The 24,482-nt window shown below is 72.9% G+C and carries 18 protein-coding genes; 5 read left to right on the plus strand and 13 right to left on the minus strand.

Going from position 1 to position 24,482, the window contains the following annotated elements; translation table 11 throughout:
• Nucleotides 1–2: 2 nt before the first annotated feature.
• Genes ACZ61C_RS08935 through ACZ61C_RS08950 form a run of 4 tightly spaced genes read right to left on the minus strand, consistent with a single transcriptional unit; the run spans nucleotide 3 to nucleotide 3,339 of the window.
• Nucleotides 3–1,172: an ABC transporter substrate-binding protein gene (locus tag ACZ61C_RS08935; protein WP_465304531.1), complete on the minus strand. Its 1,170-nt coding sequence runs from the start codon at nucleotides 1,170–1,172 to the stop codon at nucleotides 3–5.
• A complete protein-coding gene (locus ACZ61C_RS08940; protein WP_465304533.1) occupies nucleotides 1,169–1,564 on the minus strand; it encodes a nuclear transport factor 2 family protein in 396 nt (131 codons plus the stop codon). Before ACZ61C_RS08940 ends, ACZ61C_RS08935 begins: the two co-directional genes overlap by 4 nt.
• 11 nt (nucleotides 1,565–1,575) lie before the next feature.
• The gene (locus tag ACZ61C_RS08945; RefSeq protein ID WP_465304535.1) at nucleotides 1,576–2,337 is read right to left on the minus strand and encodes a MoaF C-terminal domain-containing protein; all 762 of its coding nucleotides are present in this window, start codon (nucleotides 2,335–2,337) and stop codon (nucleotides 1,576–1,578) included.
• Nucleotides 2,338–2,376: 39 nt separating this feature from the next.
• A complete protein-coding gene (locus ACZ61C_RS08950; protein WP_465304537.1) occupies nucleotides 2,377–3,339 on the minus strand; it encodes an AraC-like ligand-binding domain-containing protein in 963 nt (320 codons plus the stop codon).
• A gap of 113 nt (nucleotides 3,340–3,452) precedes the next feature.
• Between ACZ61C_RS08950 and ACZ61C_RS08955 the strand changes: the two genes are divergently transcribed.
• Entirely contained in the window at nucleotides 3,453–5,672 is a 2,220-nt protein-coding gene (locus ACZ61C_RS08955; RefSeq protein ID WP_465304539.1) for an ATP-binding protein, read from the plus strand.
• A 314-nt stretch (nucleotides 5,673–5,986) separates the two neighbouring features.
• Here ACZ61C_RS08955 and ACZ61C_RS08960 read toward each other — a convergent pair whose 3' ends face one another.
• The 3 genes from ACZ61C_RS08960 to ACZ61C_RS08970 are packed head-to-tail and all read right to left on the minus strand — an operon-like array spanning nucleotide 5,987 to nucleotide 8,885.
• Nucleotides 5,987–6,697: a glycosyltransferase family 2 protein gene (locus ACZ61C_RS08960; protein ID WP_465304541.1), complete on the minus strand. Its 711-nt coding sequence runs from the start codon at nucleotides 6,695–6,697 to the stop codon at nucleotides 5,987–5,989.
• Nucleotides 6,694–7,941: a bifunctional PIG-L family deacetylase/class I SAM-dependent methyltransferase gene (locus ACZ61C_RS08965; protein WP_465304543.1), complete on the minus strand. Its 1,248-nt coding sequence runs from the start codon at nucleotides 7,939–7,941 to the stop codon at nucleotides 6,694–6,696. Before ACZ61C_RS08965 ends, ACZ61C_RS08960 begins: the two co-directional genes overlap by 4 nt.
• Nucleotides 7,938–8,885 carry an acyl-CoA dehydrogenase family protein gene (locus ACZ61C_RS08970; protein WP_465304545.1) on the minus strand — a complete coding sequence of 316 codons (948 nt, stop codon included), beginning with the start codon at nucleotides 8,883–8,885 and terminating at the stop codon, nucleotides 7,938–7,940. The genes ACZ61C_RS08965 and ACZ61C_RS08970 overlap by 4 nt, the downstream gene beginning before the upstream one ends.
• 75 nt (nucleotides 8,886–8,960) lie before the next feature.
• Here ACZ61C_RS08970 and ACZ61C_RS08975 point away from each other — a divergent pair, with 75 nt between their 5' ends.
• Nucleotides 8,961–9,932, plus strand: coding sequence for a magnesium transporter CorA family protein (locus ACZ61C_RS08975; protein ID WP_465304547.1), 972 nt, complete (start codon nucleotides 8,961–8,963; stop codon nucleotides 9,930–9,932).
• Here ACZ61C_RS08975 and ACZ61C_RS08980 read toward each other — a convergent pair.
• On the minus strand, nucleotides 9,927–11,081 hold the full coding sequence (locus tag ACZ61C_RS08980) for an NAD(P)/FAD-dependent oxidoreductase (RefSeq protein WP_465304549.1): 1,155 nt from the start codon (nucleotides 11,079–11,081) through the stop codon (nucleotides 9,927–9,929). The genes ACZ61C_RS08975 and ACZ61C_RS08980 overlap by 6 nt on opposite strands.
• Nucleotides 11,082–11,422: 341 nt before the next feature.
• On the opposite strand from ACZ61C_RS08980, the gene ACZ61C_RS08985 reads away from it, so the two are divergent.
• Together ACZ61C_RS08985 and ACZ61C_RS08990 are read left to right on the plus strand one after the other, a co-directional pair.
• Nucleotides 11,423–15,976, plus strand: a complete 4,554-nt coding sequence (locus tag ACZ61C_RS08985) for a HAMP domain-containing protein (protein ID WP_465305607.1) — start codon at nucleotides 11,423–11,425, stop codon at nucleotides 15,974–15,976.
• A 4-nt stretch (nucleotides 15,977–15,980) separates the two neighbouring features.
• A complete protein-coding gene (locus ACZ61C_RS08990) occupies nucleotides 15,981–18,353 on the plus strand; it encodes a SpoIIE family protein phosphatase (RefSeq protein ID WP_465304551.1) in 2,373 nt (790 codons plus the stop codon).
• A gap of 10 nt (nucleotides 18,354–18,363) precedes the next feature.
• On the opposite strand, the gene ACZ61C_RS08995 is transcribed toward ACZ61C_RS08990, so the two are convergent.
• From ACZ61C_RS08995 to ACZ61C_RS09005, 3 genes are read right to left on the minus strand one after another with little or no spacing between them, the layout of a single operon-like run.
• Nucleotides 18,364–19,248 (minus strand): cobalamin-binding protein, encoded by an 885-nt coding sequence (locus ACZ61C_RS08995; RefSeq protein WP_465304553.1) that lies wholly within the window; start codon nucleotides 19,246–19,248, stop codon nucleotides 18,364–18,366.
• Entirely contained in the window at nucleotides 19,248–20,345 is a 1,098-nt protein-coding gene (locus ACZ61C_RS09000) for a calcium:cation antiporter (protein WP_465304555.1), read from the minus strand. The genes ACZ61C_RS08995 and ACZ61C_RS09000 overlap by 1 nt, the downstream gene beginning before the upstream one ends.
• Before the next feature lie 51 nt (nucleotides 20,346–20,396).
• The gene (locus ACZ61C_RS09005) at nucleotides 20,397–21,296 is read right to left on the minus strand and encodes a LysR family transcriptional regulator (RefSeq protein WP_465304557.1); all 900 of its coding nucleotides are present in this window, start codon (nucleotides 21,294–21,296) and stop codon (nucleotides 20,397–20,399) included.
• 70 nt (nucleotides 21,297–21,366) lie between these two features.
• Between ACZ61C_RS09005 and ACZ61C_RS09010 the strand changes: the two genes are divergently transcribed.
• Nucleotides 21,367–23,100 (plus strand): pyruvate dehydrogenase, encoded by a 1,734-nt coding sequence (locus ACZ61C_RS09010; RefSeq protein ID WP_465304559.1) that lies wholly within the window; start codon nucleotides 21,367–21,369, stop codon nucleotides 23,098–23,100.
• Between the two features lie 3 nt (nucleotides 23,101–23,103).
• Here ACZ61C_RS09010 and ACZ61C_RS09015 read toward each other — a convergent pair whose 3' ends face one another.
• Together ACZ61C_RS09015 and ACZ61C_RS09020 are read right to left on the minus strand one after the other, a co-directional pair.
• A complete protein-coding gene (locus tag ACZ61C_RS09015) occupies nucleotides 23,104–23,361 on the minus strand; it encodes a hypothetical protein (protein ID WP_465304561.1) in 258 nt (85 codons plus the stop codon).
• Between the two features lie 3 nt (nucleotides 23,362–23,364).
• The gene (locus ACZ61C_RS09020) at nucleotides 23,365–24,474 is read right to left on the minus strand and encodes an NDMA-dependent alcohol dehydrogenase (protein WP_465304563.1); all 1,110 of its coding nucleotides are present in this window, start codon (nucleotides 24,472–24,474) and stop codon (nucleotides 23,365–23,367) included.
• Nucleotides 24,475–24,482: the final 8 nt, after the last annotated feature.

Here is a 24,482-nt window from a genome sequence, read left to right on the forward strand (position 1 = left end):
TCCTAGGACCGGGGGATCCGGAGCCAGTCCTGCGCCGCCAGCTCCCACCGGTTGGTCCCGGAAGCCAGCTTGATCGGCCAGCCCGCGGTGTTGTCGTGGTGGGTCGGCGCGGGCCCGAAGACGTACGGCGTCCCGACCATCGGGTCGCTGACCGGTTTCATCTCGCGCAGCGCCTCGGTCACCGAATCGCGGGTGATGTCACCCTTGATGCCGCGCACGACGTCGAGGAAGTACTTCGCCGCGAGGTACCCGCCCTGGCTGAACGACGTCAGCGGGATCTTGTTCTTCGTCATCAGGTCGCGCCAGTCCTTCGTCTGCGGGCTGCCGGCGTCGGTGAAGGGGTAGAACTCGGCCGGGACGTACACGCCCGCGCCGGCGTTCGAGATCGCCTTGGCGTAGTTCTCGCTGTAGACACTGGTCAGCAGCAGCCAGGTGACGTCGGTCCAGCCCTGCGCCTGCGCGGCTTTGAGCTGGCCGATCGAGTCGGGCTCGACCGGGTTGACGGTGATCGCCTTGCAGCCGGCCGACCGCGCCTTGACGACGTAGGAGGTGTAGTCCGAGCCGCCGTAGGGGACGGTCGAGTCGACGTACTTCAGCTTCTTGCCGGTGATCTTCGTCCACTCGTCGATCGCCGCCTGGTACGCCGGGAGCGTGTTGCCCGCGATCTCCAGCAGCGCGCAGATGTCGGTCAGCTTCAGCACTTCCGAGCCGTAGAGCAGGGTGAGCGTCATGTCGTGGAACGGGCCGACGTTGACCGGCGCGATGTTCGGGCTGGCGAAGCACGCCGGGTCGACGCCGATGCCCTGCACCGAAAGGATCTTCTGCTGCTCGTAGTACTTCGAGTTGATCTCGCACTCGATGAGGCTCGACGACCCGACCAGCGCGACGGCGTCGTCGCCGCCGACCACTTCGCGCGCGGCGGCCGCGGCCGCCGCCGGGTCACCCTTGTCGTCGATCGCCTTGTACTCGATCTTCCGGCCGTTGACCCCGCCGGCGGCGTTGGCCGCGTCGAACACGGCCTTCGCCGCCTGCGAGGCCTCGGGGAACGTGGCCGCGCCGCTCAGCGCGTTCACCGAGCCGACGACGATCGGGCCGCCGCCGCCCGCGCCGGACCCGGCGCAGCCCGCGGCGAGCAGGGTGGCGGCCACCAGGATGGGAAGGATCTTTCTCATGAGTTCTCCCGGGCCGCGGCCACGACGGGCGCGGAGTCGACGATCTGCTCGAACGAAAGGACTTCGCCGCCGTCGAAACGCCACAGGTGCGCGACGCGGGCGGTGAAGGACTTTCCGGTGCCGCGGTGGGTCCCGGTGTAGGTGCCGACGCCGACGACCGTCTCGCCGGCGTCGAGGAGGTCGGCGAGGGTGAAGCGGTAGCCGTCCCAGTCGCGCCCGATCGCTTCGAAGACGTGCTCACGGACTTCTTCGGGCCCGGTGTAGGTGCCCGCGTAAGGGAATCCAGCGGCCTCCGTCCACTGTGTCTTCGGGCCGAGCGGGGCGAGCATGCCCGGCAGGTCGCCGCGGTCGCTGGCGGCGTAGTGCGCGCGGATGACGTCCAGGTTGGACACTTGCGGCTCCTTCAGACGGGCTGGGCGTCGGGGTAGCCGACCGAGCCCAGCGGGTAGACGTGACCCCCGGCGCGGGAGTGCTCGGACCGGCCGTCGCCGGTCAGGCCGAGGAAGACGCCGGTGGTGCGCAGGGCGTAACCGAGGTCGTGCAGCCACACGCTCGCCACGGCGATCCGGAACTCCCGGAAGCAGAACAGGTAGAGGCCGTCGGCGAACTTCCACACGGTCGAGAGGTCCATGTCGCCGTGGCCGCGCTGCACGCCTTCGAGGCACTGCCAGGCGTAGCGCTCCGACGAGACGTAGACGTGCTCGTAGAGGTGGTCGGGGCTGTAGCGGTAGAGGTTGCGCTTCCCGATGAGGTCACGGGAAGGGCCCGGCACGTCCCCGGTGGGCGGTCCGCCGGCGGTGACACCCGCGGAGAACCGTTGGGAGACCCGGGGAACCACGTCTTCGGCGCCGATCACCGAACGGACGGCGAGCGCGCGATGCGTCGCCGTCGAATACACGACGGTCAGCGCTTCGCCTTCGACGCTGGTGAGCGGCAAGTTCACGAAGAAGACGTCGTCGCGCACGGCGACCGCGTCGTACGGGTCCTCGACGCCGTTGTGGACAACGGTTTCCGCGTCCGTGAAGCTCAGTGCGAGAACTTCACCGTCGTCGAGGGTGATCGTGACGTCGCGACCGGAGAGGTCGGCGTTCGGCAGGCGGTAGGTGGCGATCCCGGCGGCGAACTCGTCGTAGGTGCGCCAGCCGTCGGTGGGGGCTTCGGGCATGCGCCCATCGTCGGGTCGGCCCGCCCGCCCGGCGAGTGGTCACGCGCCCGCGGACAACAACCCGTCGCGCACGGTCAACTCGCGCCGCAGCTCGCTCGGCGCGCGGCCGAACGCCGTCTTGAACACCCGGCTGAAGTGCGCGGCGTCGACGAACCCCCAGCGTGCCGCGATGGCCGCGACCGGGCGTCCCGCGTACACCGGGTCGAGCAGGTCACGGCGGCAGTGCTCGAGCCGCCGGGTGCGGATCCAGCCGGACACGGTGGTGCCTTGCTCCTGGAACAGGCCGTGCAGGTGGCGGGTGGAGATGAAGTGCTCGGCCGCGATCCGCGCCGGGGTGAGGTCGGCGGAGTGCAGGTTCGTGTCGATGTGCGCGCGGATCCGGCGCATCAGCTCGTGGTGCGGGTCGGCCTGGGCGTGCGCGAGGTCGAGCTCGGTGGCGACGAGCGTGGAGAGCAGGTCGACGGCGCTGTGCGCGAGCCGCGCGCCCGCCGGGCCGGCCAGCTGCTCGAGGTTGCCGCCGAGCTGGGCGAGGAACGGCACGACGACGTTGCCGACGCCCTCCTTGCCCGACATCCGCACCGCCGTCAGCCGGCCGACCAGCTCGGCGGGCAGGTCGATCAGCCGCTGCGGGAACATCACCACGAGTGTGCGGAAGTCCTCTTCGAACACCAGCGAGTACGGCCGGTGCGTGTCGTAGAGGGCGACGTCGCCGGGCCGCAGCACGGCCTGGCGGTCGTCCTGCACCAGCAGCCCGGTGCCGGCGAGGATCAGGCTCAGCTTGTAGAACCGCCGTTCGCCGCGCGCGATCAGCTCGGGCGTGCGCTCGACGACGTGGGGCGCCGCGGTGACCTCGGAGACCCGCACCTCGTCGGCGCCGGCCGAGCGGATCCGGCCGCGGAACGTGTCACCGCCCGCCGTGACGCGCAGGGGGACGAACGACTGCGAAACCGCGGTGCGGAACTCGGTGAAGTCGCGGGCGATGAGGGTCGTGGGGGCGGACACGGGGTCACCTCGCAGCGTCGAGAGGGGAGCAGTGTCGTATACGATAAGCGATACGATCTTCGCCGACAATGCTCCGGGCGCCCCGACGTAGGATCCCTCGCGGGGGGAGGGTGATGGACGCGTTCGGGACACGGCTGCGCCGCCTGCGGCGCGCGGCCGGGCTGACCCAGGAGGCGCTGGCCGAAAAGGCGGGGCTCAGCGCGCAGGCCGTCGGCGCGCTCGAACGCGGCGACCGCCGGTTCCCGCACCGCGAAACCCTCGACCGGCTCGCCGACGCGCTCGACCTCGCCGACGACGACCGGGCCGCCTTCACCGCCGCGGCCGCGCGGCCCGGAACCCCGGCGGGCACGGCCGTCGTCCCGCGGGAGCTGCCCGGCGGGGTGGCCGCCTTCACCGGCCGGGACGCCGAGCTCGAGCGGCTGCTCGGGTTCTTCGAGGCGCCCCGCCAAGGCGTGGTCGTCGCCATCGCGGGGATGGCCGGGATCGGCAAGACGGCGCTCGCGCTGGAAGCCGGGCACCGGCTCGCCCGGCGCTTCCCGGACGGATCACTGCACCTGGACCTGCGCGGGCACGCGGCCGACCCGCCAGAGCCGCTCGACCTGCTCGACCGGCTGGTCCGGGAGCTCGGCGGGGAACCGCCGACGCCGTCGTCGCTCGAAGCCGCGTCCGCGCGCTTCCGCACCCTGCTCGCCGGGAAGCGGGTGCTCCTGGTCCTCGACAACGCCCGCGACGCCGCGCACGTCGCGCCGCTGCTGCCCGGGGCGGGCGGCTCGGCGGCTATCGTCACCAGCCGCGTCGCGCTGCCCGACCTGCCGCAGGCGCACCAGGTGCTGCTCGACGTGCTGCCCGAGGCGGACGCGCTGCGCCTGCTGGCCGCGGAGATCGGCGCGGACCGCGTCGCGGCCGAACCCACGGCGGCCCGGGCGGTGGCGCGGCTGTGCGGTCACCTCCCGCTGGCCCTGCACCTGGCCGGCGCGCGGCTGGCCACCCGGCCGCACTGGCCGGTCGCGCACCTCGCGCACCGGCTCGACGACGAACGCCGCAGGCTCGACGAGACGGGTGTCCGGGCCGGCTTCGGGCTGGCGTTCGGCGCGTTGGACCCGGTCGCCGCCCGCGCGTACCCGCTGCTGTCCCTGCTCGACGTCCCGGAGCTGTCGGTGGCGGTCGCGAGCCGGCTGCTCGACGCGCCGGAGCGGGAGACCGAGGAACTGCTGGAGCGGCTCACCGACTGCCATCTCCTGACCACACCCGCCCCCGGCTGGTACCGGCTGCACGACCTGCTGCGGCTGTACGCCCGCGAGCACGCGGCGCGGCTGCCCGCGGGCGAACGAGCCGCGGCGGTCACCCGGGTGGTGGAGCTGTGCGCGGCGATGGCGTGGCAGAGCATGGCGCTGGTCTCGGCGGCGTCCCACCGCCACGACTGGGCGGCGGGGCGATGGACCGGTCCGGGGTCGGCGTCGGCTTCGGCGGACGAGGTGTTCGGCTGGCTCGACCGGCACCAGGCGCACCTGGTCACGGTGGTGCGGCAGGCCGCGGCGACACCGGGAGTGCCGCACGAGACGATCGCCGCCGTCGGGCTGGGCCTGTACGAGTACCACCGGGCGCGGGCGCGCTGGCGCGACGCGATCCAGGTCGACGAGGTGGCGTTGCAGCTGGTCGACGGCGTCGACCCGGTGGCGGCCGCGACCCTGCGCAACGACCTCGGCGTCGCCGAAGCCGAGCTCGCCCACGGCGGTGAGGCGGCCGACTTCCGCCGTGCGCACGCCCACCTCCGGCGGAGCCTCGCGGACTGGGAGGCGATCGGCGACGAGCGCCAGCTCGCCGGCGCGCTCAACAACCTGTGTTTTGTGTTCGGCCTCGGCGACGACGTCGAGACGGCGATCGAGTTCGGCGAGCGGAGCCTGGCGCTGAACCGGTCGCTGGGGCTGGCGCACGTCGAGACGTTGAACCTGGTCAACCTGGCGGTGTTGTACGGCCGTCAGGGTGACCGCGGCCGTGAGCTCGCGTACTCCGCCGAAGCCGTCTCGGTCGGCGAGGACACCGGGGACGTCCGAGGGATGGCGTACGGCTGGATGCGCATCGGCATCGTGCACCGGGAGGAAGGGCAGTACGCCTCCGCCGTTTCGGAGCTGAACCGGAGTGTCGCACTCTGGCGCGAGGCCGGAGTTCGGCTGTACGAGGCGATGACCCTCGCCGAGCTGGGCCGCGCGCACCTGGGCGCCGGTGACCGCGACCGGGCGCGGGAGGTGCTCACGGAAGCACTGGAGATGCTGGGGGAGTACGGCGGTGAGGCGCACGTGGCAGCGGTCCGGGCGGAGCTGGAAGCGTTGTGACCACGGCGGTCAGGTAGGGCCGGGGCCGGTGGGTGGCGTGGCAGGTGATCGTTCCGGCGTGCGGTGCGCAGGTGAGGAGCACGGTGTCCCGGACCCGCTGCACGAAGACCAGGTGCGTCGACGGCTCGTCGGCCGCGGCGGGCGTGCCGGTGAGGACGGTCGCCGCGAGGAGCGCGGCCGGAAGCGTCATCCAGGCGGTGGTCACCGGTGCCTTCCTCGTCCGGGAGCTGCGGCCTGCCGATCTTCGCCCGGGTGAGGTGGGGCGCGACAGCGACAACCTTTACGAACGACCTCTACAACCGGGGCTGGGCTGCTCAGGCGACCGTGTCCTCGGCCAAGCTCCGCAGCAGCGCGGCGAGGCCGTCCGGTGCCCGGCCGTCCAGCCTCGCGCTCGTCACCACCGGCGCGCCCGACTCGTAACACCGGCGGAACCCCGCCTGGCCGAGGCGGCGCCACAAGTCGTGGTCCTCCCCGGTCGCCCTCGGGCCGAAGCCGCCGACGACGTCGAACGCGTCCGCCCGGACGCCGAGGTTCGCGCCGTAGACCGAGCCGTGGCCCTCCGTCGTGCGTGCGTGGTCCAGGACGTGCTCGTACTGCGAAAGCGCTCGGGCCGACGAGCTGAACGGCGCGGACAGCTCGGCCGTTCCGGCGATCGCGTGGTATCCCTGCCGTGCCCGGGCCAGGTGGGCGCGCGCCCAGCCCGGCGTCACGCGGGTGTCGGCGTCCGTGCTCAGCAGCAGCGTCCGCGCAGGCGGGGCGCCCAGTGCCGAGCGGACCCGGGCGACGCCCAGATCACGGACCTCGCCGATGGTCCGCGGCGCCGCGTTGACCACCACCTCGACCGGCCCGAGCGCTGTGCGGGCCACCGCCGCCGTCGGGTCGGCGCAGCGGTCGGCGACCACGCAGACCGTGCGGGCGATCCCCGCGGGCAGTCGCCGCAGCGCTTCGCCGATGGCCCGCAGGCACGTGCCGATCAGTTCCGCTTCGTCCCGTGCGGGGACGACCACGCCGACCGCCGAGATCATCGGCGCCTCAGCACGTGCAGCAGGAACTGCTCGTCGGTGTGCTCGACCAGCGGCTCGAGCGCCGGGTGGGCGAGCAGCCGGGCGTGCGCGTCCCGGCCGTCGCGCGGCGCCTCGGGCGCCCACGGCAGCCAGTGCACCGCGAGCAGGTGCCCGCCCGGCCGCAGCGCCGCCACCGACGCCTCGACGGTCTCTTCGAGCGCCCGATCGTCCAGGTAGTACAACAGTTCGCTGTACACGAGCAGGTCGACCGGTCCCGCCGGGATCGCGGCCGGCACGGCTCCGATGTGGACGTCCACATGGGACAGACCGGCGACGGCGGCGCGCGTGCGCTCGGCCGCGGCGGGCACCGGGTCGAACGCGACCAGGTGGCCCGCCCGGTCCGCCAGCTCCCGGGTCAGCGCCCCGACGCCACAGGCCGGCTCGACGACTTCGGCGTAGTGCTCGTCGGGCAGGCACGCGAGCACCATCGCGCGCTTGCGCCGCTCGTACCACTTCGTGCCCACCGACCACGGGTCCTCGGCGGCGGCGTACAGCGACGCGAACCGGCTCACCGGCGCCGACGTCCGCGGCGGTTCGCGGAAGAACAGCTCGGCCCCGCCGGAGAAGTGGGCCAGCACCTCCTCCGGCAGGATCGGCTCCTCACCGCGCGGGCCGGGTTTGAGCTGCGAGGTGAACGTCCCGATGGCCGCGGCCTTCGTGTCCCGCTCGGCTTCCGTGAGCCGCAGCGACCGCGCGCGGTCCCAGGGGATCGCCGGGTCGTCGAGACGCAGCCAGTGCCACAACCAGATCGGGTAAGACCAGCACTGCGCGGGCACCGGCGCCGCCGCGAGGGCCGCCCGCGCGGCGGCCTGGTGGTCGGGGTGCGGGTCGCCCGGCCACGGCAGCAGGCACAGGTCGTGTCCGGCGGCGTGCTCGCGGACGACGGCCGTCAGCTCGTCCTCGTGCGCGGCCAGATCGGAGTCCGGGAGACCGGCCCACGTCGGCTCGACCCCGGAAAGTCCCTGCGCCCGCAGGGAATCCCGCAGCTCGCGCCGACGCGTCCGGGCCAGCTCGCGCCGTTCCGCGGTGTCGGCGGCCGGGAACGCCGCCTCGCCGTCGGTCGCGACGACGAGCGTCACCGCGGTGCCCGCCGCGTGCAGGCGCTGCAGCAGGCCGCTCGCGCCGAGCGTCTCGTCGTCCGGGTGCGCGGCGACCACGAGGGCCCGCTCGAACGGCTCCTCCGGCCAGCCGGGCACCGTCCTCATGCGACGCCCAGGACGTCGCGGCCGAGCGCGGCGAGGTCCCGCTCGGCGTGGTGCTGGCGGACGTACACCGGCAGATCGGCGACCCGCTGGGCGAAGCGCCGGTCCCGGCAGGCCGGCGTCGGCCCGGTCACCTTGAGCGCGCGTTCCAGCACCTCGACGGCGGTGCGTTCCGCCGCGGCGCGGCAGGTGCCCGCGAGCAGTGCGTCCACCTCGCCCCGCGAGGCCTGCGCGAGCACGGCTTCGGCTTCGCTGAGCGCGGTGTGCATCGCGCCGACGTGGGCCAGCTGGTGCTCGTCGGCCCCGCCGCAGTCGCGCAGGTACGTGAGCACACCGTCGAAGACGCCCGCGGCGCCGCCCAGCCAGACGGCCGCGACACCGGCGCCGCCGAGGGCGAACCCCGGGCGCGTCACGTACCAGCCCGGCGGGCCGGGGACCGCGGCCACCGGCACCCGGTCGAACACGACGTCACCGCTGTCGGAGGCGTCCATCCCGACGGCCTGCCAGGCGTCCGGGTGCCGCCGCACGCGCGGATCGGCCAGGTCCACCTCGACGAGCCGGTTGCCCGCCGCGACCAGGGCGCGTTCGAGCAGGGACAACCCGGAGCAGAACCGCACCGTGCCGGTCAGCACGTCGTCTTCCAGCACCGCGCCGGTGCCGCCGGACTTCGCCGCCCAGACGCCGTAGAGCGCGCCGGGAACGGGGGAGCGGCCCGCTTCGGCGAGGATCGCGACCGCGTCGGCGTGCCCTTCGGCGAGGCGGGCCAGCGTCAGGTCACGCCGGCCGAACGCCGCCAGCGCGGCCCAGCGCTCCGCCGTCCGCTCGCCGGGCAGTGGCAGGTCGAGCGCGCCCGCGGCGTGCAGCGAACGCAGTTCGGCGCCGACGGACGCGGCCGTGCGCGGCGACGAGAGGGGTTTCGGCGGGGTGTCCGCCAGCAAGGTGCTCACAAGATCGGCGGGTACCCCCGTTCCCGCGGGTTACGCGGGCGTGTGAAGGCTTTCCGGGCCGGGCATCCTCGGGACATGACACGAACCCGCGCCTACCGCGACGGCGCGCTGCTGAAGGAAGATTTCCCCGTCTCGGAGGTTTCCGACTTCCTGGCCGAACCGGACACCGCGGTGTGGGTCGACCTCTGCGCACCGTCCGAAGCGGACCTGGCCCAGCTCGCCGAGGAGCTCGGCCTGCACCGGCTGGCCGTCGAAGACGCCGTCCAGGAGCACCAGCGGCCGAAGCTCGACCGCTACGACGGGCACGCCTTCCTGACCGCCTACGCCGTCGACTTCCGGGCGGAGAGCGGGCGCGCGACGACCTACGAGCTCGCCGCGTTCGTCACCCCGAGAGCGTTGGTCACCGTGCGCAAGAACGACGGGTTCGACATCGAAGCGGTCGTGCGCCGCTGGGACGACGCGACCGACCTCGCGAAGGCGGGCGTGCCGTTCCTCCTGCACGGCCTGCTGGACTACGTCGTCGACGGGCACTTCGAGTCCGTCCAGGCCCTCGACGAGCAGGTCGAGGCCCTGGAAGACCTCGTGTTCGACGAGCGCCCGGACCAGTCCGAGCTGCAGCGCCGCTCGTTCCGGCTGCGCAAGAGCCTGACCGCGCTGCGCCGGGTCGTGCTGCCGATGCGTGAGGTGGTCAGCTCGCTGATGCGGCCGGACCTGCGGCTGGCCGACGAGCTGACCCGCCCGTACTTCGAGGACGTCCGCGACCACGCGCAGCAGGCCGCGGAGCAGACCGAGGCGCTGCGGGAGCTGATCGCGACGGTCCGCGAGACCCAGCTCAACCTGCAGGGCAACCGGCTGAACCTGATCATGAAGAAGGTCACCGGGTGGGCCGCGGTGATCGCGGTGCCCACCGCGGTGACCGGCTTCTACGGCCAGAACGTGCCGTACCCGGGGAGCGGGGCGATGAGCGGGTTCTGGACCTCGGCGATCCTCCTGGTGGTGCTGTCGGTGGGGCTGTACGCGCTCTTCAAGAAGAAGGACTGGCTATGACACGGGCACCGGGGCGCCGCGCCGGATGAGCTCCCGGCCGTGCTCGTGGTCGTCGTCGGCCTCGTGGGTGAGGACGCCGACCGCCGCGCCGTCGCGTTCGTACCAGATCGTGAAGCCGTCACCGTCGTGCGCGACCGGGCGGGCGCGGTCGAAGCCGTCACCCCAGGCCGCGTACTTGAGCACGCGGTCGCCGATCACCGACCAGAAGCCCGGCACGTCGTCCCACAACGCGTCCTGGCCGGCCGCGGTCCGGCCGGCCACCTCGCCCATCGCGAGGCCTTCACCCCAGTGCTCGACGGCCAGGGCGCGGCCGGCCGCCGCGTTGTGGGCGAAGGCGACGTCGCCGGCCGCGAGCACGCCGGGCGCGCTGGTGCGCAGGTGCTCGTCGGTGCGGATCCGGCCCTGCTCGATGGCCAGCCCGGCGGCCTCGGCCAGCCCGATCCGCGGCCGGACACCGGTGGCGAGCACGACCAGTCCCGCGTCGAGGATCGGCACCAGGTCGGTCCGGACCCGGTAGCCGTCCTCGATCGACTGCAGTTTCGTGCCGCGCAGCACGCTCACGCCCTCGGACTTGAGCCACCGCAGGACGAATGCGCCCGCCTCGCGGCCGAGACGCCGCTCCTGCGGGACGTCGTCCGGGCACACGACCGTCACCTGGAGCCCGAGGCGGTTCAGGCTCACCGCGGCCTCACAGCCGATGAACCCCGCGCCCACGACGATCGCGCTCCGGACGCCCGATGCGGCCTCGCGCAGCTCGCGGGAGTCGGCGGCCGACCGCAGGACCCGCACGTCCGGGTGATCGGCGCCGGGCACGTCGGGCCGCGCGGGCTCGGCGCCCGTGGCGAGCACGCACGTGGTGAACGGGTGCGCCACCCCGGCGGCCGTGCGGACGTGGCCGGTTCCCAGCTCGACCACCGGGTCGCCGACGCTGACGGTGACGTCGCTCCCGGCCAGGAAGTCCTTCTCCAGCAACGAGAGCTCGTCTTCGCCGCGCAGGAACTCCTTGGACAGCGGCGGGCGTTCGTAGGGCGGGTCGGCGTCGGCGGTGAGCAGGCGGACGGCTCCCGTGCCGCCCGCTTCCCGGTAGGCACGGGCGGCGGACACGCCGGCCGGCCCGCTGCCGACGACGACCAGGTTCTCGGCATCCATGCCCGGGGGTACCCGCTGGGCGCGCCGCGCACACCCGCGCCGCCGGCCTTCCACAGTGGAGTGTCCATAGTGGACGCAAGACGAGCGCCGGCGGCGCAGGCGTCAGCGGACGTCGTACCGCCGTTCAGCCGAACGGGTCAAGGAGGCCGGATGGCCTGGGAGGGAAGGAAAGACTCGCGAGCACCGCCTGGGAAACGTGCTTCGGCACGGGCGCGGCTGGTTGCTCAACCGTTGCCGCTCAGCATAGTGCAGCTGCACTATGCTGAGCCATCCGGTGTGCACACCGGGGCGGCGCCGGGGCGCCGACAACCGAAGAAACGGGTGGGGCGATGGGTGGGGCGATGGTCGACGGCGGGCGCCCGGGTGCGGACGCTTCGGGCGTGGGCGAGGCGGGGGAGCAGGAGCTGCGCCGGCTGCTGTCCGGCCTGACCGCGGTGCGCGACGGCGACTTCGGCATCCGGCTGCCCGGAGGCGCCGAAGGTCTCCTCGGGGAGATCGCCACGGTGTTCAACGGCATGGCCGACCAGCTGTCGCTGTTCACCTCCGAGGTCACCCGCGTCGCGCGCGAGGTCGGCAGCGAGGGGCAGCTCGGCGGGCAGGCGAAGGTCCCCGGCGTGTCCGGCACGTGGAAGGACCTCACCGACTCGGTCAACGCCATGGCCGGCAACCTCACCACCCAGGTCCGCGACATCGCCCAGGTCGCGACGGCGGTCGCGAAGGGTGACCTGTCGCAGAAGATCGACGTCGACGCGCGCGGCGAGATCCTGGAGCTGAAGGACACCGTCAACACGATGGTCGACCAGCTGTCGTCGTTCGCGGACGAGGTCACCCGGGTGGCCCGCGAGGTCGGCAGCGAAGGCCGCCTCGGCGGCCAGGCCCAGGTGCCCGGCGTCGGTGGCGTGTGGCGCGACCTCACCGACTCGGTGAACTTCATGGCCGGGAACCTCACCGACCAGGTCCGCAACGTCGCCCAGGTGACCACGGCGGTCGCGAAGGGCGACCTTTCGCAGAAGATCACGGTCGACGCCCGGGGTGAGATCCTCGAGCTCAAGAGCACGATCAACACGATGGTGGACCAGCTGTCGTCCTTCGCGGACGAGGTCACCCGCGTGGCCCGCGAAGTCGGCACTGAAGGGCGTCTGGGCGGCCAGGCCGACGTCAAGGGTGTCTCCGGCACCTGGCGCGACCTCACCGACTCGGTGAACTTCATGGCGGGCAACCTGACCGACCAGGTCCGCAACATCGCCCAGGTCGCCACCGCGGTGGCGAAGGGCGACCTGTCGCAGAAGATCAACGTGACCGCCCGCGGCGAGGTCCTGGAGCTCAAGGACACGCTGAACACGATGGTGGATCAGCTGTCCGCGTTCGCGGACGAGGTCACCCGGGTGGCGCGTGAGGTGGGCACCGAGGGGCGGCTGGGCGGCCAGGCCGACGTCAAGGGTGTCTCCGGGACGTGGAAGGACCTCACCGAGTCGGTCAACGTGATGGCCGACAACCTCACCGCGCAGGTCCGCTCGATCGCCCAGGTCACCACCGCCGTCGCGCGCGGTGACCTGTCGCAGAAGATCCGCGTCGACGCGCGCGGCGAGATCCTCGAGCTGAAGGACACCATCAACACGATGGTGGATCAGCTGTCCGCGTTCGCGGACGAGGTCACCCGCGTGGCGCGTGAGGTCGGCACCGAGGGCAACCTGGGTGGCCAGGCGACCGTCCGCGGGGTGTCCGGGACCTGGAAGAACCTCACCGACAACGTCAACGTGATGGCGTCCAACCTGACCGGCCAGGTCCGCTCGATCGCCCAGGTCGCGACGGCCGTCGCGCGGGGCGACCTGTCCGGCAAGATCACCGTCGAGGCCAAGGGTGAGGTCGCGGCGCTGGCCGACGTGATCAACACGATGGTGGACACGCTGTCCGCGTTCGCGGACGAGGTCACCCGCGTGGCCCGCGAGGTCGGCACCGAGGGCATGCTCGGCGGCCAGGCGCGCGTGCCGAACGTGGCGGGGACCTGGAAGGACCTCACCGACAACGTCAACTCGATGGCGAACAACCTCACCGGGCAGGTCCGCAACATCGCCCAGGTGACCACCGCCGTCGCCCAGGGCGACCTGACCCGCAAGATCGACGTCGACGCCCGCGGCGAGATCCTCGAGCTCAAGACCACGATCAACACGATGGTCGACCAGCTCTCGGCGTTCGCCGCGGAGGTCACCCGCGTGGCCCGAGAGGTCGGCAGCGAAGGCCGTCTCGGCGGCCAGGCCGAGGTCGAAGGGGTGTCCGGCACCTGGAAGCGGCTGACGGAGAACGTCAACGAGCTGGCCGGGAACCTCACCCGCCAGGTCCGCGCGATCGCGGAGGTCACCAGCGCCGTGGCCGAGGGTGACCTGACCCGCTCGATCACCGTCGACGCCTCCGGCGAGGTCGCCGAGCTGAAGGACAACATCAACTCGATGGTCGAGTCGCTGCGCGAGACGACGCGGGCGAACCAGGAGCAGGACTGGCTCAAGTCGAACCTGGCCACCATCACCGGGCTGATGCAGGGCCGCCGCGACCTCGCCGTGGTCGCGGCCGCGGTGATGGACGAGCTCGTCCCGCTGGTGAACGCCCAGTTCGGCGCGTTCTACCTGGCCGACGACACCGCCGAGGTCCCCGAGCTGCGGCTCGTCGGCGCGTACGGCCACCCGGAGTCCGGCGCTGTCGGCGACGGCCCCGCGATCCGGTTCCGGATCGGCCAGTCGCTGGTCGGGCAGGCCGCGCGCAGCCGCCGCCCGATCGCCGTCGACGACGTCCCGCCGGGCTACGCGACGATCTCTTCCGGGCTCGGCAGCACCGCGCCGGCCAGCCTGATCGTGCTGCCGATCGTCGTCGAGGACCAGGTCCTCGGCGTCCTCGAGCTGGCATCGGTGCACGGCTTCACCGCGGTGCACCGAGCGTTCCTCGAGCTGCTCATGGAGCAGATCGGCGTCAACGTCAACAGCATCGTCGCCAACGCGCGCACCGACGAGCTGCTCGGCGAGTCGCAGCGGCTGACCGCCGAGCTGCAGACGCGGTCGGAGGAACTGCAGGCGCGCCAGGAAGAGCTCCAGTCGTCCAACGCCGAGCTGGAGGAGAAGGCGGCGCTGCTCGTCACGCAGAACCGCGACATCGAGACGAAGAACCTCGAGATCGAGCAGGCGCGCCAGGAGCTGGAGGCGCGCGCCCAGCAGCTGACGATCGCGTCGAAGTACAAGTCGGAGTTCCTGGCCAACATGAGCCACGAGCTGCGCACCCCGCTCAACAGCCTGCTCATCCTCGCCCAGCTGCTCGCGCAGAACCCCACCCGCAACCTGACCGCCAAGCAGGTCGAGTACGCGGGCATCATCCACTCGGCGGGCTCGGACCTGCTGCAGCTGATCAACGACATCCTCGACCTGTCGAAGGTCGAGGCCGGGAAGATGGACGTCACCCCGGAGCAGGTGCCGCTGCGCGGGCTGCTGGACTACGTCGAGGCGACGTTCCGGCCGATGACCTCGCAGCGCACCCTCGACTTCCGGATCACCGTGGCGCCCGGCTCGCCGTCCGAGCTGCTCACCGACGACTCGCGGCTGCGGCAGGTGCTGCGCAACCTGCTGTCCAACGCGGTCAAGTTCACCGAGGTCGGCGGGATCGAGCTGCACATCGAGCCGGTCGAGCCCGAACGGCTGCCGCGGCCGCTGCGCGCGCACGGCCCGGCCGTCGCGTTCCGGGTGATCGACACCGGCATCGGCATCGCCGAGCACCAGCTGGAGTCGATCTTCGGCGCGTTCCAGCAGGCCGACGGCACCACCAGCCGCAAGTACGGCGGCACCGGGCTCGGCCTGTCGATCAGCCGCGAGATCGCCCAGCTGCTCGGCGGGTTCATCACCGCCGAAAGCACGCCCGGCGAGGGCAGCACGTTCACGTTCTCACTGCCGGTCGCGCGCCCGGACTTCGCCGCGCTGCCGGCGGGGGAGCACCCCGGCAAGGCCGTCTCGATCGGTGACGCGGGCACCGGGCTCGCGACGTCGGCGCCGCGGGCCCACCGGCGGCTGCTGGTCGTCGAGGAGCGCCAGCACGGGCTGCTGACGCTCGTCGCCGAGAGCGCCGCCGCGGACCTGGCCGACAGCCGGGACATCGGCATCTCCCCGGCCGACGTCGAGGTCGTCACGGCGGTCGGGACGCAGGAAGCCGCGGCCGCGCTCGCCACCGACGCCTACCACTGCGTCGTGCTGGACCTGGACCTCCCGGAGCGGGCCGCGTTCGGCTTCCTCGACGCGATGCAGGGGGACGCCGCGCTGCGGCTGGTGCCGGTCCTCGCGCACAACAGCCGCCGCCTCGACGGTGAGCTGGAGCAGCTGGTGCAGTCCCGCGCGGACGTCCAGTCGCTGGAGGTGCTGTCCGGGCTGGACGAGCTGCGCGAGCGGATCGCGCTGCACCTGTCGGCCGAGGAGCCGGGCGCGGTGCTGCCGCTGGTCCGCCCGGACGAGCCCGCCGCGCCGGTGCTCGCGGCCGACGTCGACACGACGCTGGCCGGGCGCACGGTGCTGATCGTCGACGACGACCCGCGCAACGTCTACGCGCTCACCGGGATCCTGGAGCTGCACGGGATGCAGGTGCTGCACGCCGAGGACGGCCGCAAGGGTGTCGAGACGGTGGGGTCGCACCCCGGCATCGACTTGGTCCTGATGGACGTGATGATGCCGGAGATGGACGGCTACACCGCGACCGCGAAGATCCGCGCGATGCCCGAGCACGCGGCGATCCCGATCATCGCGGTGACGGCGAAGGCGATGCCGGGCGACCGGGAGAAGAGCCTCGCCTCGGGCGCCACGGACTACGTGACCAAGCCGGTCGACGCGGACGACCTGATCGCCCGCATCAAGCGGCACGTGACGGCGTGATCGGGTGACCGCCGAAGAGGAGACGCTCCCGGTGCTCGCGCCGCCCGCCGAGGTGTCCGCCAACCTCGCCCGGCTTGCCGACACCGTCGCGCGCCTGCGCGGCGAGGTCGACCACGCGCACGCCGTCGCCGACGGCCGCGCGCTGATCGAGCTCGCCAAGGGTGTGCTGATGGAACGCCTGCGGTGCACCCCCGCCGCGGCCGCGCGGCAGCTGGAGACCCTGGCCGAGCAGGCCGGGATGACCCCGCTGGAGATCGCCGCGGACGTCGTCGGCGAGGCCGCCGAAGACCGCATCAGCGAGGTGGCGCAGGAGTTCCTGGCCCGCGCGGACGGCGAGGAGTCGGTCGCGGTGCGGCTGCGCACGGCCGAAAGCGGCGTGCTCGCGGCGGGGGACACCCAGCGCGTCGCGGAGTCCATTTTGGAGCACGCGCTGCGCCCGCTCGGCGCGACGGCGGTCGCGGTGTGGCTCGCCGGGCCGGACGGGTCGCTGACCCTGGCCGGGTCGGCGGGTTTCTCCGCCGAAGAAGCGGCGCGCTGGCGCTACGTCCCGCCCGGCGTGGCGACCCCCGCCCGCAGCGCCCTGACCGAGCGCGACTTCGTCTGGCTCCCCGCGCTCGGCGCCGCCGGGCTGCCCTCGATCGGGCAGCACACGCTCTCCGGCGGCGGCCGCGCCGCGGTGCCCACCGGCACCGGCGGGCGGATCATCGGCGTGGTCGAGATGTGCTGGCCGGACCCGCTGCCCGCCGAACCGGGCCGGGTGCGCCGGCAGCTGGAGGCGCTGGCGGAGCTGTGCGCGCACACGCTCGACACCTGGGACGGCGTCATCGCGCCGGTGGCCGCCGACGGCTCCGGGGACTTCCTCGGCGAGCTGGTGGCCTTCGTCGACGGCCTGCACGACCCGGCCGTGCTGCTCTCGCCGTGCCTCGACGGCGGCCGGCTGAGCGACTTCCGCATCCACCACGCCAACGTCCGGTTCGCCGACCCGGGCGGGCGTCCGCGCAGCCGGATCGTCGGCACCCGGCTGCTGGAGAGCTACCCGCTCGCGGCCGAAGAGAGCGGCCTGCTGGACATGATCCAGCGCGTCTACGCCACCGGCGAGCCGTTCCGCGCCGAAAGCATGGCGATCACCACCCTGGTCGACCAGGTGCCGCTGACCGTGCTCAGCGACGTCAGCGTGACCCGGTTCGCCGGCAACGTGCTGCTGATCCTGCGCATCCAGGACGACGCCGCGAAGCTCGCCGTGCTGCTGCAGCACGCCCAGCGGCTCGGGCGCATCGGCGGGTTCGAAGAGAACGTCGTGACCGGGGCGATCACCTGGAACACCGAGCTGTTCGCGCTCTACGGCCTGCCGCCGAACGCCACGCCGCTGTCGCTGCACGAGCTGGCCGGGCACGCGCACTCCGACGACGCGCCGGCCATCGGCCGGTTCCTGCGCGCGGTGCTGCACCACCAGCGCCCGTCGTCGACGGCGTTCCGGCTGCAGCGCTCGGACGGCGTCGCGCGCTACATCCGCGTGGTGGCCGAGCCGGTCGTCGACGGTCGCGGTGAGCTGGTCGCGGTCCGCGGCGCCTACCAGGACGTTTCGGCGCAGCACTGGACCGAGGTGGCGCTGGCCGCGACGCGCGACAGGCTGGCCGAGACGGAGCAGCAGGCCATTGAGCGCAACCGGCTCACGCTGCAGCTGCAGCACGCGATCATGCCGCCGGCGACCGGCCCGATCGACATGCCGGGCCTGCGCGCGGCGGTCCGCTACCGGCCCGCGGAGAAGGAGCACCTGGTCGGCGGCGACTGGTACGACGCGGTCGCGCTGCCGACCGGCGACGTGCTGCTGTGCGTCGGCGACGTCGCCGGGCACGGCATCGATGCGGCCACTGGGATGGTGAGCCTGCGCAACGCGCTGCGCGGCCTCGCGGCGACCGGCGCCGGGCCGGCCCAGCTGCTCAGCTGGCTCAACCAGGTGGCCTACCACCTGACCGACCACGTGACGGCGACCGCGGTCGCCGCCGTCTACGACCCGGCGACCCGCAAGCTGCGCTGGGCCCGGGCCGGGCACCTGCCGCCGATCGTGCGGCACACCGCCGGCACCGCGACGACGTTGCCGCTGATCCGCGGCTCGCTGCTCGGCGCGGTGAGGGACGTGACGTACCAGGAGGCGGAGCTCCAGCTCGACGAGGGCGACATCCTGCTGATCTACACCGACGGCCTGATCGAGCGCCGCGACCGCCCGGTGCAGGAGTCGGTGTCCCGCCTGGTGACCCTGGTGGAGGGCCACGGCGGCGGGTTGGAGCACCAGCTGGACACGCTCCTGACCTACAGCACGGCGGACACCGACGACGACACCTGCGTGGTGGGTATCGAGGTCACGCGGGGCAGGTGAGCGGGCCGCTTCATCCGGTGGAGGACAGCCGCCGGGCATCAGCGGGTTCGCCGCCGCCGAGAACCTCCGCCAGGATCTCCGCGCCGCGGACCACCCGCGGGCCCGGGCGGTTGAAGTGCGCCGGGCCGTCGAGGACCCAGACCTGCCCGGCCCGCACGGCGGGCAGGTCCGCCCAGCCGGGCAGCTCCGCGAGCTTCGGGGCCTCGGCCACCGTGCGCTCCGGCGTGAACCCGCACGGCATCAGGAGGAGCACGTCCGGCCGGGCGTCGACCACCGCGTCCCACGGGATCGGCCGGGTGTGCTCGCCCTTCGTGGCCAGCAGCGGTTCGCCGCCGGCCACCGCGATCTGCTCGGGCACCCAGTGGCCCGCCGGCCAGAGCGGGTCCAGCCACTCCAGCGCGACGACCCGCCGCCGGGGAAACCGGGGATCCAGCGCGTTCAGGCGTTTTCGGAGCGCGGTGATCTCGGCCTCGGCCCGGCCCGGCGCGCCGAGCACGTCGCCGACCTGGCGGAGGCAGTCGAGCACGCCGTCGAGCGTGGCCGGTTCGAGGCTCACCACGAGCGGTCCCGAGTCGAGCGTGCGGACGGCTTCGGACACCTGGCGGTAGGACACCGCGCAGACCTCGCACAGGTCCTGCGTGAACACGACGTCGGGAGCCAGCTCGGCGAGCCGGGCGCTGTCGAGCGTGTAGAGCCCGGACCCGCGGTGGGTCGCCTCGGAGATTTCCCGGCTGGACAAGGCATCGGGGTCGAACCCGGCCCGCGTCACCACCGTGACGTGCTCGACCCGCCCCGGCGGCCAGTCGCATTCGTGGGTCCGGCCGACCAGGTCGGGCAGCCGTCCGAGCACCGCGACGAGGTCCGTCGCGGCCGGCAGGAGCGAGACGATCCGCATCAGGGGTTGACGGCCAGCACCAGGAACCCGGCCAGCAGCACCAGGTGCACACCGCCCTGCAGCCGCGTCGCCCGGCCGGGGACCACGGTCAGGACGCTCACCACCACCGTCAGCGCCAGCAGCACGATCTGCGTCGGACCGAGGCCCAGCAGCAGCTCGGTCGGCAGCCAGATCGACGCCAGCGCGATCGCCGGGATCGTCAGGCCGATGCTCGCGATCGCCGAGCCGTAGGCCAGGTTGAGGCTGATCTGCATCCGGTCGCGCTGGGCCGCACGGGTGGCCGCCAGGGTCTCCGGGAGCAGCACCAGCAACGCGATCACCACGCCGACGAACGACTGCGGGAACCCGGCCGCGCGCACGCCCGCCTCGATCGCCGGGGACTCCACCTTCGCCAGCCCCACCACCGCGACCAGCGCCACCAGCAGCAGCGCGAGGCTGCCCAGCGCGGCCTTGTTCGTCGGCGGCTCGGCGTGGTCGTCCTCCTTGACCTCCCCGTCGGCGGCCACCGGGAGGAAGAAGTCGCGGTGGCGCACCGTCTGCGTCAGCACGAACGTCGCGTACAGCGCCAGGGACGCGACGGCGGCGAAGGTCAGCTGCGCCGGCGAGAACGCCGGGCCGGGGGTGCTGGAGGTGAACGTCGGCAGCACCAGGCTCAGCGCCGCCAGGGTCGCGACCGTCGCCAGCGCCGCGCCGCTGCCTTCGGAGTTGAACAGGGTGACGCCGTAGCGGCGCGCGCCGACGAGCAGCGAGATGCCGACGATGCCGTTGGTCGTGATCATCACCGCCGCGAACACCGTGTCTCGTGCGAGCGACCCCGCCTCCGGGCCACCTGAAACCATCATCGTGACGATCAGCGCGACCTCGATGACGGTGACCGCGACGGCGAGCACGAGCGACCCGAACGGCTCGCCGACCCGGTGCGCGACGACCTCCGCGTGGTGCACCGCGGCCAGCACGGTCGCCCCCAGCGCGACCGCGACGATCGCCACGAACACCGCACCGAGGTCGCGGCCCCAGGCGAGCGCCAGCACGAGCACGGCGAGCACCGGCGTGACGGAGGTCCAGGACGTCAGGAAGGATCTCAGCGCGGCCACCATGCCTCCACCCTGTCACACCGGCGATCACTTTGCGTGGTCGTACGGCAATTCTCACATTTCCGGCACAGTCCCTTGTGGACGGTCGAACGCGCCGAGGACGTGCCGCCGGAAGGTTTCGCTCAACGGCGGGAGAGTCCGGCCCGCCGCCCACGCGAGCCCGATGTCACGCGCGGCGTCCACATCGGTCAGCTCGAGGTGCGGCGCCGGGACCGCGCCGGTGTGCGGCAGCGGCAGCAGGGAGACGCCGAGCCCGGCGGTGACGAGGCCGCGCAACGTCTCGACCTCGTCACCCTCGAACCCGATGCGCGGCGTGAACCCGGCTTCGGCGCACAGGCGCTCGGTGGTTTCGCGCAGCGCGTAACCCGGGCGCAGGAGGATGAACGTTTCGTCCGCGAGCTCGGTGAGCCGGGCGCGGTCGCGCCGGGCCAGCCGGTGCTGCGGCGGCACCGCGAGCCGCAGCGGCTCGACGAGCAGGCGGGTCCAGCGCAGCTGCGGGTGCCCGGGGTCGTCGCTGGTGAGCACGAGGTCCGCGGTGCCGTCCAGCAGCTCGGCCTCGAGGCCGGCCTCGCCGTGCTGGCGCAGCTCGAACCGGGCGCCGGGGTAGTCGCGCAGGAAGCCCCGCAGGATCTCGGGCACGAGCCAGGTGCCGAAGGTGTGCAGGAAGGCGAGCGGCACCACGCCGGTGCCCGGCGCGACGATCTCGCCGACCTCGCGCAGCCCCTGGTCGAGCTGGTCGAGCACCAGGTCGACGTGCCGCTTGAACGCGTGCCCAGCCGGGGTCAGCCGCAGCACGCGCCCGGACCGGCGGAACAGCTCGGCGCCGGCGTCGTGCTCCAGCCGGCGCAGGGCGCGGGAGAGCGCGGGCTGGGTGAGGTGCCCGCGCGCCGCCGTCTCCGTGACGGTCGCGCCCGCGGCGACCTCGCGGAACAGCCGGAGCGTCTGGACGTCCATGTCCCCAGTGTATGGATTTTCATCCCATCAGGCATTGGACGCATCGATCGCGACGGGCCACGCTGGAGGTATGGCAACCGTGGCAGAACAGCTGGTCAGGACCCTGCGGGACGCGGGTGTCGAGCGGATCTACGGCATCGTCGGCGACAGCCTCAACCCGATCGTCGACGCGGTCCGCCGCACCGACGGCATCGAGTGGGTGCACGTCCGCCACGAAGAGACCGCCGCCTTCGCCGCGGCCGCCGAAGCGCAGGTCACCGGCAAGCTCGCCGTCTGCGCGGGCAGCTGCGGGCCCGGCAACCTGCACCTGATCAACGGCCTGTTCGACGCGCACCGCTCCGGCGCGGCGGTGCTCGCGATCGCGTCGCACATCCCGTCGAACGAGATCGGCACCGGCTTCTTCCAGGAGACCCACCCGGACCGGCTCTTCGCCGAGTGCAGCCACTTCAGCGAGGTCGTGGCGGACCCGGCGCAGCTGCCGCGGCTGCTGCGGATCGCCACCCAGGCCGCCGTCGGCAAGGGCGGCGTCGCCGTCCTGACCATCCCCGGTGACCTCGCCGACCGCAAGGCGACCGGCCCGCTGACCGAGCGCCTGCCGCTCGTGACGCCGTCACCCGCGGTGCCGTCGCCGGAGACGGTCGCCGAGCTGGCCCAGCTGCTGAACAACGGCGAGAAGGTCATGCTGTTCGCCGGCGCGGGGGTGCGGGGCGCGCACGCCGAGGTGATGGCGCTGGCCGAGAAGCTCGCGGCGCCGGTCGGGCACTCGCTCGGCGGCAAGGAGTGGATCCAGTACGACAACCCGTTCGACGTCGGCATGAGCGGCCTGCTCGGCTACGGCGCCTGCTACGACGCGATGCACGAAGCCGACCGGATCGTGTTGCTGGGCACCGACTTCCCGTACGACAAGTTCCTCCCGCAGGCCCGCACGATCCAGATCGACCACGACGCGTCGCGCCTCGGCCGCCGGACCCCGCTGGACCTGGCCGTGCACGGCGACGTCAAGGAGACGCTGCGGGCCCTCCTGCCGCTGCTGCGCCCGCGCACCGACCGGACCTACCTCGGGCGGATGCTGCGCGAGCACGTGCGGAAGCTGGAGAAGGTCGTCGGCGCGTACACGACGAAGATCGAGAACCGCCGGCCGGTCCACCCCGAGTACGTCGCTTCGGTGCTCGACGAGGTCGCCGCCGACGACACCGTGTTCACCGTGGACACCGGCATGGGCAACGTCTGGGCCGCCCGCTACCTGACCCCGAACGGCCGCCGGCGGGTGCTCGGCTCGTTCCGGCACGGCAGCATGGCGAACGCGCTGCCGCACGCGATCGGCGCGCAGCTCGCCCAGCCGGGCCGCCAGGTCGTGTCGCTCTCCGGCGACGGCGGACTGGCGATGCTGATGGGCGACCTGCTGACGCTGCCCGCCTACGACGTGCCGGTGAAGGTCGTGGTGTTCAACAACGCGACGCTGGGCATGGTGAAGCTGGAGATGCTCGTCGACGGCCTCCCGGACTTCGGCACCGACCACCCGCCGGTGAACTTCGCGGCGATCGCGGCGGCGTGCGGGATCTTCGCCGAACGCGTCGAGGACCCGGCCGACGTCCGCGGCGCGCTGGAGAAGGCCTTCGCCCACCACGGCCCGGCGGTGGTCGAGGTGGTCACCGACCCGAACGCGCTGTCGATCCCGCCGCGGATCACCGGCGAGATGGTCCGCGGGTTCGCGTTGGGCGCCACGAAGACGGTGCTCAACGGCGGTGTCGGCAAGATGGTCGACCTGGCGCGCACCAACCTGCGCAACGCGCCGCGCCCGTAGGCCTCACGGGCTGGCCACGATGGCGCCGGTGGCGGCGAGGTGTTCCAGCGCCGCCACCGCCCGGGCCCGGCTCGTCCCGCCGAGGTCCGCGGCGTCCAGGGCGTCGCGGACCGTGGCGTGCATGACCAGTGCGCGGACGAGCCGGATCACGTCCGGCGAGCCGAGCAGGCACCGCTCCCGGCGTTCGCAGCAGTGGGCCAGGCTGTCGAGAGCGGTGCTCGGGTTCAGCCGGTACGCCGCGTCGAGGTCCACTGTGGACATGGCTCAGCCGTGGACGATGACGCCGCGGATGTTCTTGCCGTCGCGCAGGTCCTGGTAACCCTCGTTGACCTGGTCGAGGGTGTACTTGCGGGTCACCAGCTCGTCCAGCTTGAGCTTCCCGGCGTCGTAGAGCCGCAGCAGCCGCACGATGTCGTACTGCGGGTTCGCCGAGCCGAACAGCGTGCCCTTGATCGTCTTCTCGAACAGCGTCATCACGCCGCCGGAGACGTGCACGGTGAGCTTCTCGGGGTTGGCGAGACCGGTGATGACGACCGTGCCGCCCTTGCCGACCACGTCGAACGCCTGGCTGACGACGTCTTCTTCGACGGTGCCGACCGTGATCAGCGCCTGGTCGGCCAGCTGGCCCCAGGTCAGCTCGTTGACCTTCTCGGCGGCCTCGGCGGCGGTGGCGAACGCGTGGGTGGCGCCGAACTTGAGCGCGGCCTCCCGCTTGAACTCGACGGGGTCGACGGCGACGACGTACTTCGCGCCGGCGTGCGCGGCGCCCTGCACGGCGTTGATGCCGATGCCGCCGATTCCGTAGACGACCGTGGTGTCCCCGGCCCGGACACCGCCGGCGTAGTTCGCGGTGGCCCACCCGGTCGGGACGCCGCAGCCGACGAGCACGGCGGTCTCGAGCGGCAGCCAGTCGTCGACCTTCACGACCGAGTGCTGCGAGATGGTGGCGCGCTCGGAGAACGTGCCGAGCATGCACATCGCGCCGAAGTCCTGGCCGCCGCCGTGGAAGCGGAAGGTGCCGTCCGGCAGGTGGCCCTCGAGGATGGTGGCGCCCATGTCGCAGAGGTTCTGGCGGCCGGTGGAGCAGTAGCGGCAGGTGCCGCAGTTGGGGATGAAGCTGCAGACGACGTGGTCACCGGGCTGCACCTTGGTGACGCCGGGGCCGACGTCCTCGATGATCCCGGCGCCTTCGTGGCCGCCGATGATCGGGAAGCGCGGCACGAGGTCGTTGTCGATGAGGTGCAGGTCCGAGTGGCACAATCCGGCGGCGGTGTACTTGATGAGCACCTCGCCCGGGCCCGGGCCGTCGAGGTCCAGCTCCATGATCTCGAACGGCTTACCGGCATCGAACAGTACGGCGGCCTTGGTCTTCACGGCGTTCT

It is taken from the genome of Amycolatopsis sp. NPDC104587, assembly GCF_055583645.1.

Excerpts from the sequence above, each read along its gene's own strand:
- ACZ61C_RS08945 (WP_465304535.1), bottom strand. The coding sequence starts at position 2,337 with ATGCCCGAAGCCCCCACCGACGGCTGGCGCACCTACGACGAGTTCGCC.
- ACZ61C_RS08975 (WP_465304547.1), top strand. The coding sequence starts at position 8,961 with ATGACACGAACCCGCGCCTACCGCGACGGCGCGCTGCTGAAGGAAGAT.
- ACZ61C_RS08960 (WP_465304541.1), bottom strand. The coding sequence starts at position 6,697 with ATGATCTCGGCGGTCGGCGTGGTCGTCCCCGCACGGGACGAAGCGGAA.
- ACZ61C_RS08980 (WP_465304549.1), bottom strand. The coding sequence starts at position 11,081 with ATGGATGCCGAGAACCTGGTCGTCGTCGGCAGCGGGCCGGCCGGCGTG.
- ACZ61C_RS08935 (WP_465304531.1), bottom strand. The coding sequence starts at position 1,172 with ATGAGAAAGATCCTTCCCATCCTGGTGGCCGCCACCCTGCTCGCCGCG.
- ACZ61C_RS08995 (WP_465304553.1), bottom strand. The coding sequence starts at position 19,248 with ATGCGGATCGTCTCGCTCCTGCCGGCCGCGACGGACCTCGTCGCGGTG.
- ACZ61C_RS08985 (WP_465305607.1), top strand. The coding sequence starts at position 11,423 with ATGGTCGACGGCGGGCGCCCGGGTGCGGACGCTTCGGGCGTGGGCGAG.
- ACZ61C_RS08965 (WP_465304543.1), bottom strand. The coding sequence starts at position 7,941 with ATGAGGACGGTGCCCGGCTGGCCGGAGGAGCCGTTCGAGCGGGCCCTC.
- ACZ61C_RS09015 (WP_465304561.1), bottom strand. The coding sequence starts at position 23,361 with ATGTCCACAGTGGACCTCGACGCGGCGTACCGGCTGAACCCGAGCACC.
- ACZ61C_RS09010 (WP_465304559.1), top strand. The coding sequence starts at position 21,367 with ATGGCAACCGTGGCAGAACAGCTGGTCAGGACCCTGCGGGACGCGGGT.
- ACZ61C_RS09005 (WP_465304557.1), bottom strand. The coding sequence starts at position 21,296 with ATGGACGTCCAGACGCTCCGGCTGTTCCGCGAGGTCGCCGCGGGCGCG.
- ACZ61C_RS09000 (WP_465304555.1), bottom strand. The coding sequence starts at position 20,345 with ATGGTGGCCGCGCTGAGATCCTTCCTGACGTCCTGGACCTCCGTCACG.
- ACZ61C_RS08955 (WP_465304539.1), top strand. The coding sequence starts at position 3,453 with ATGGACGCGTTCGGGACACGGCTGCGCCGCCTGCGGCGCGCGGCCGGG.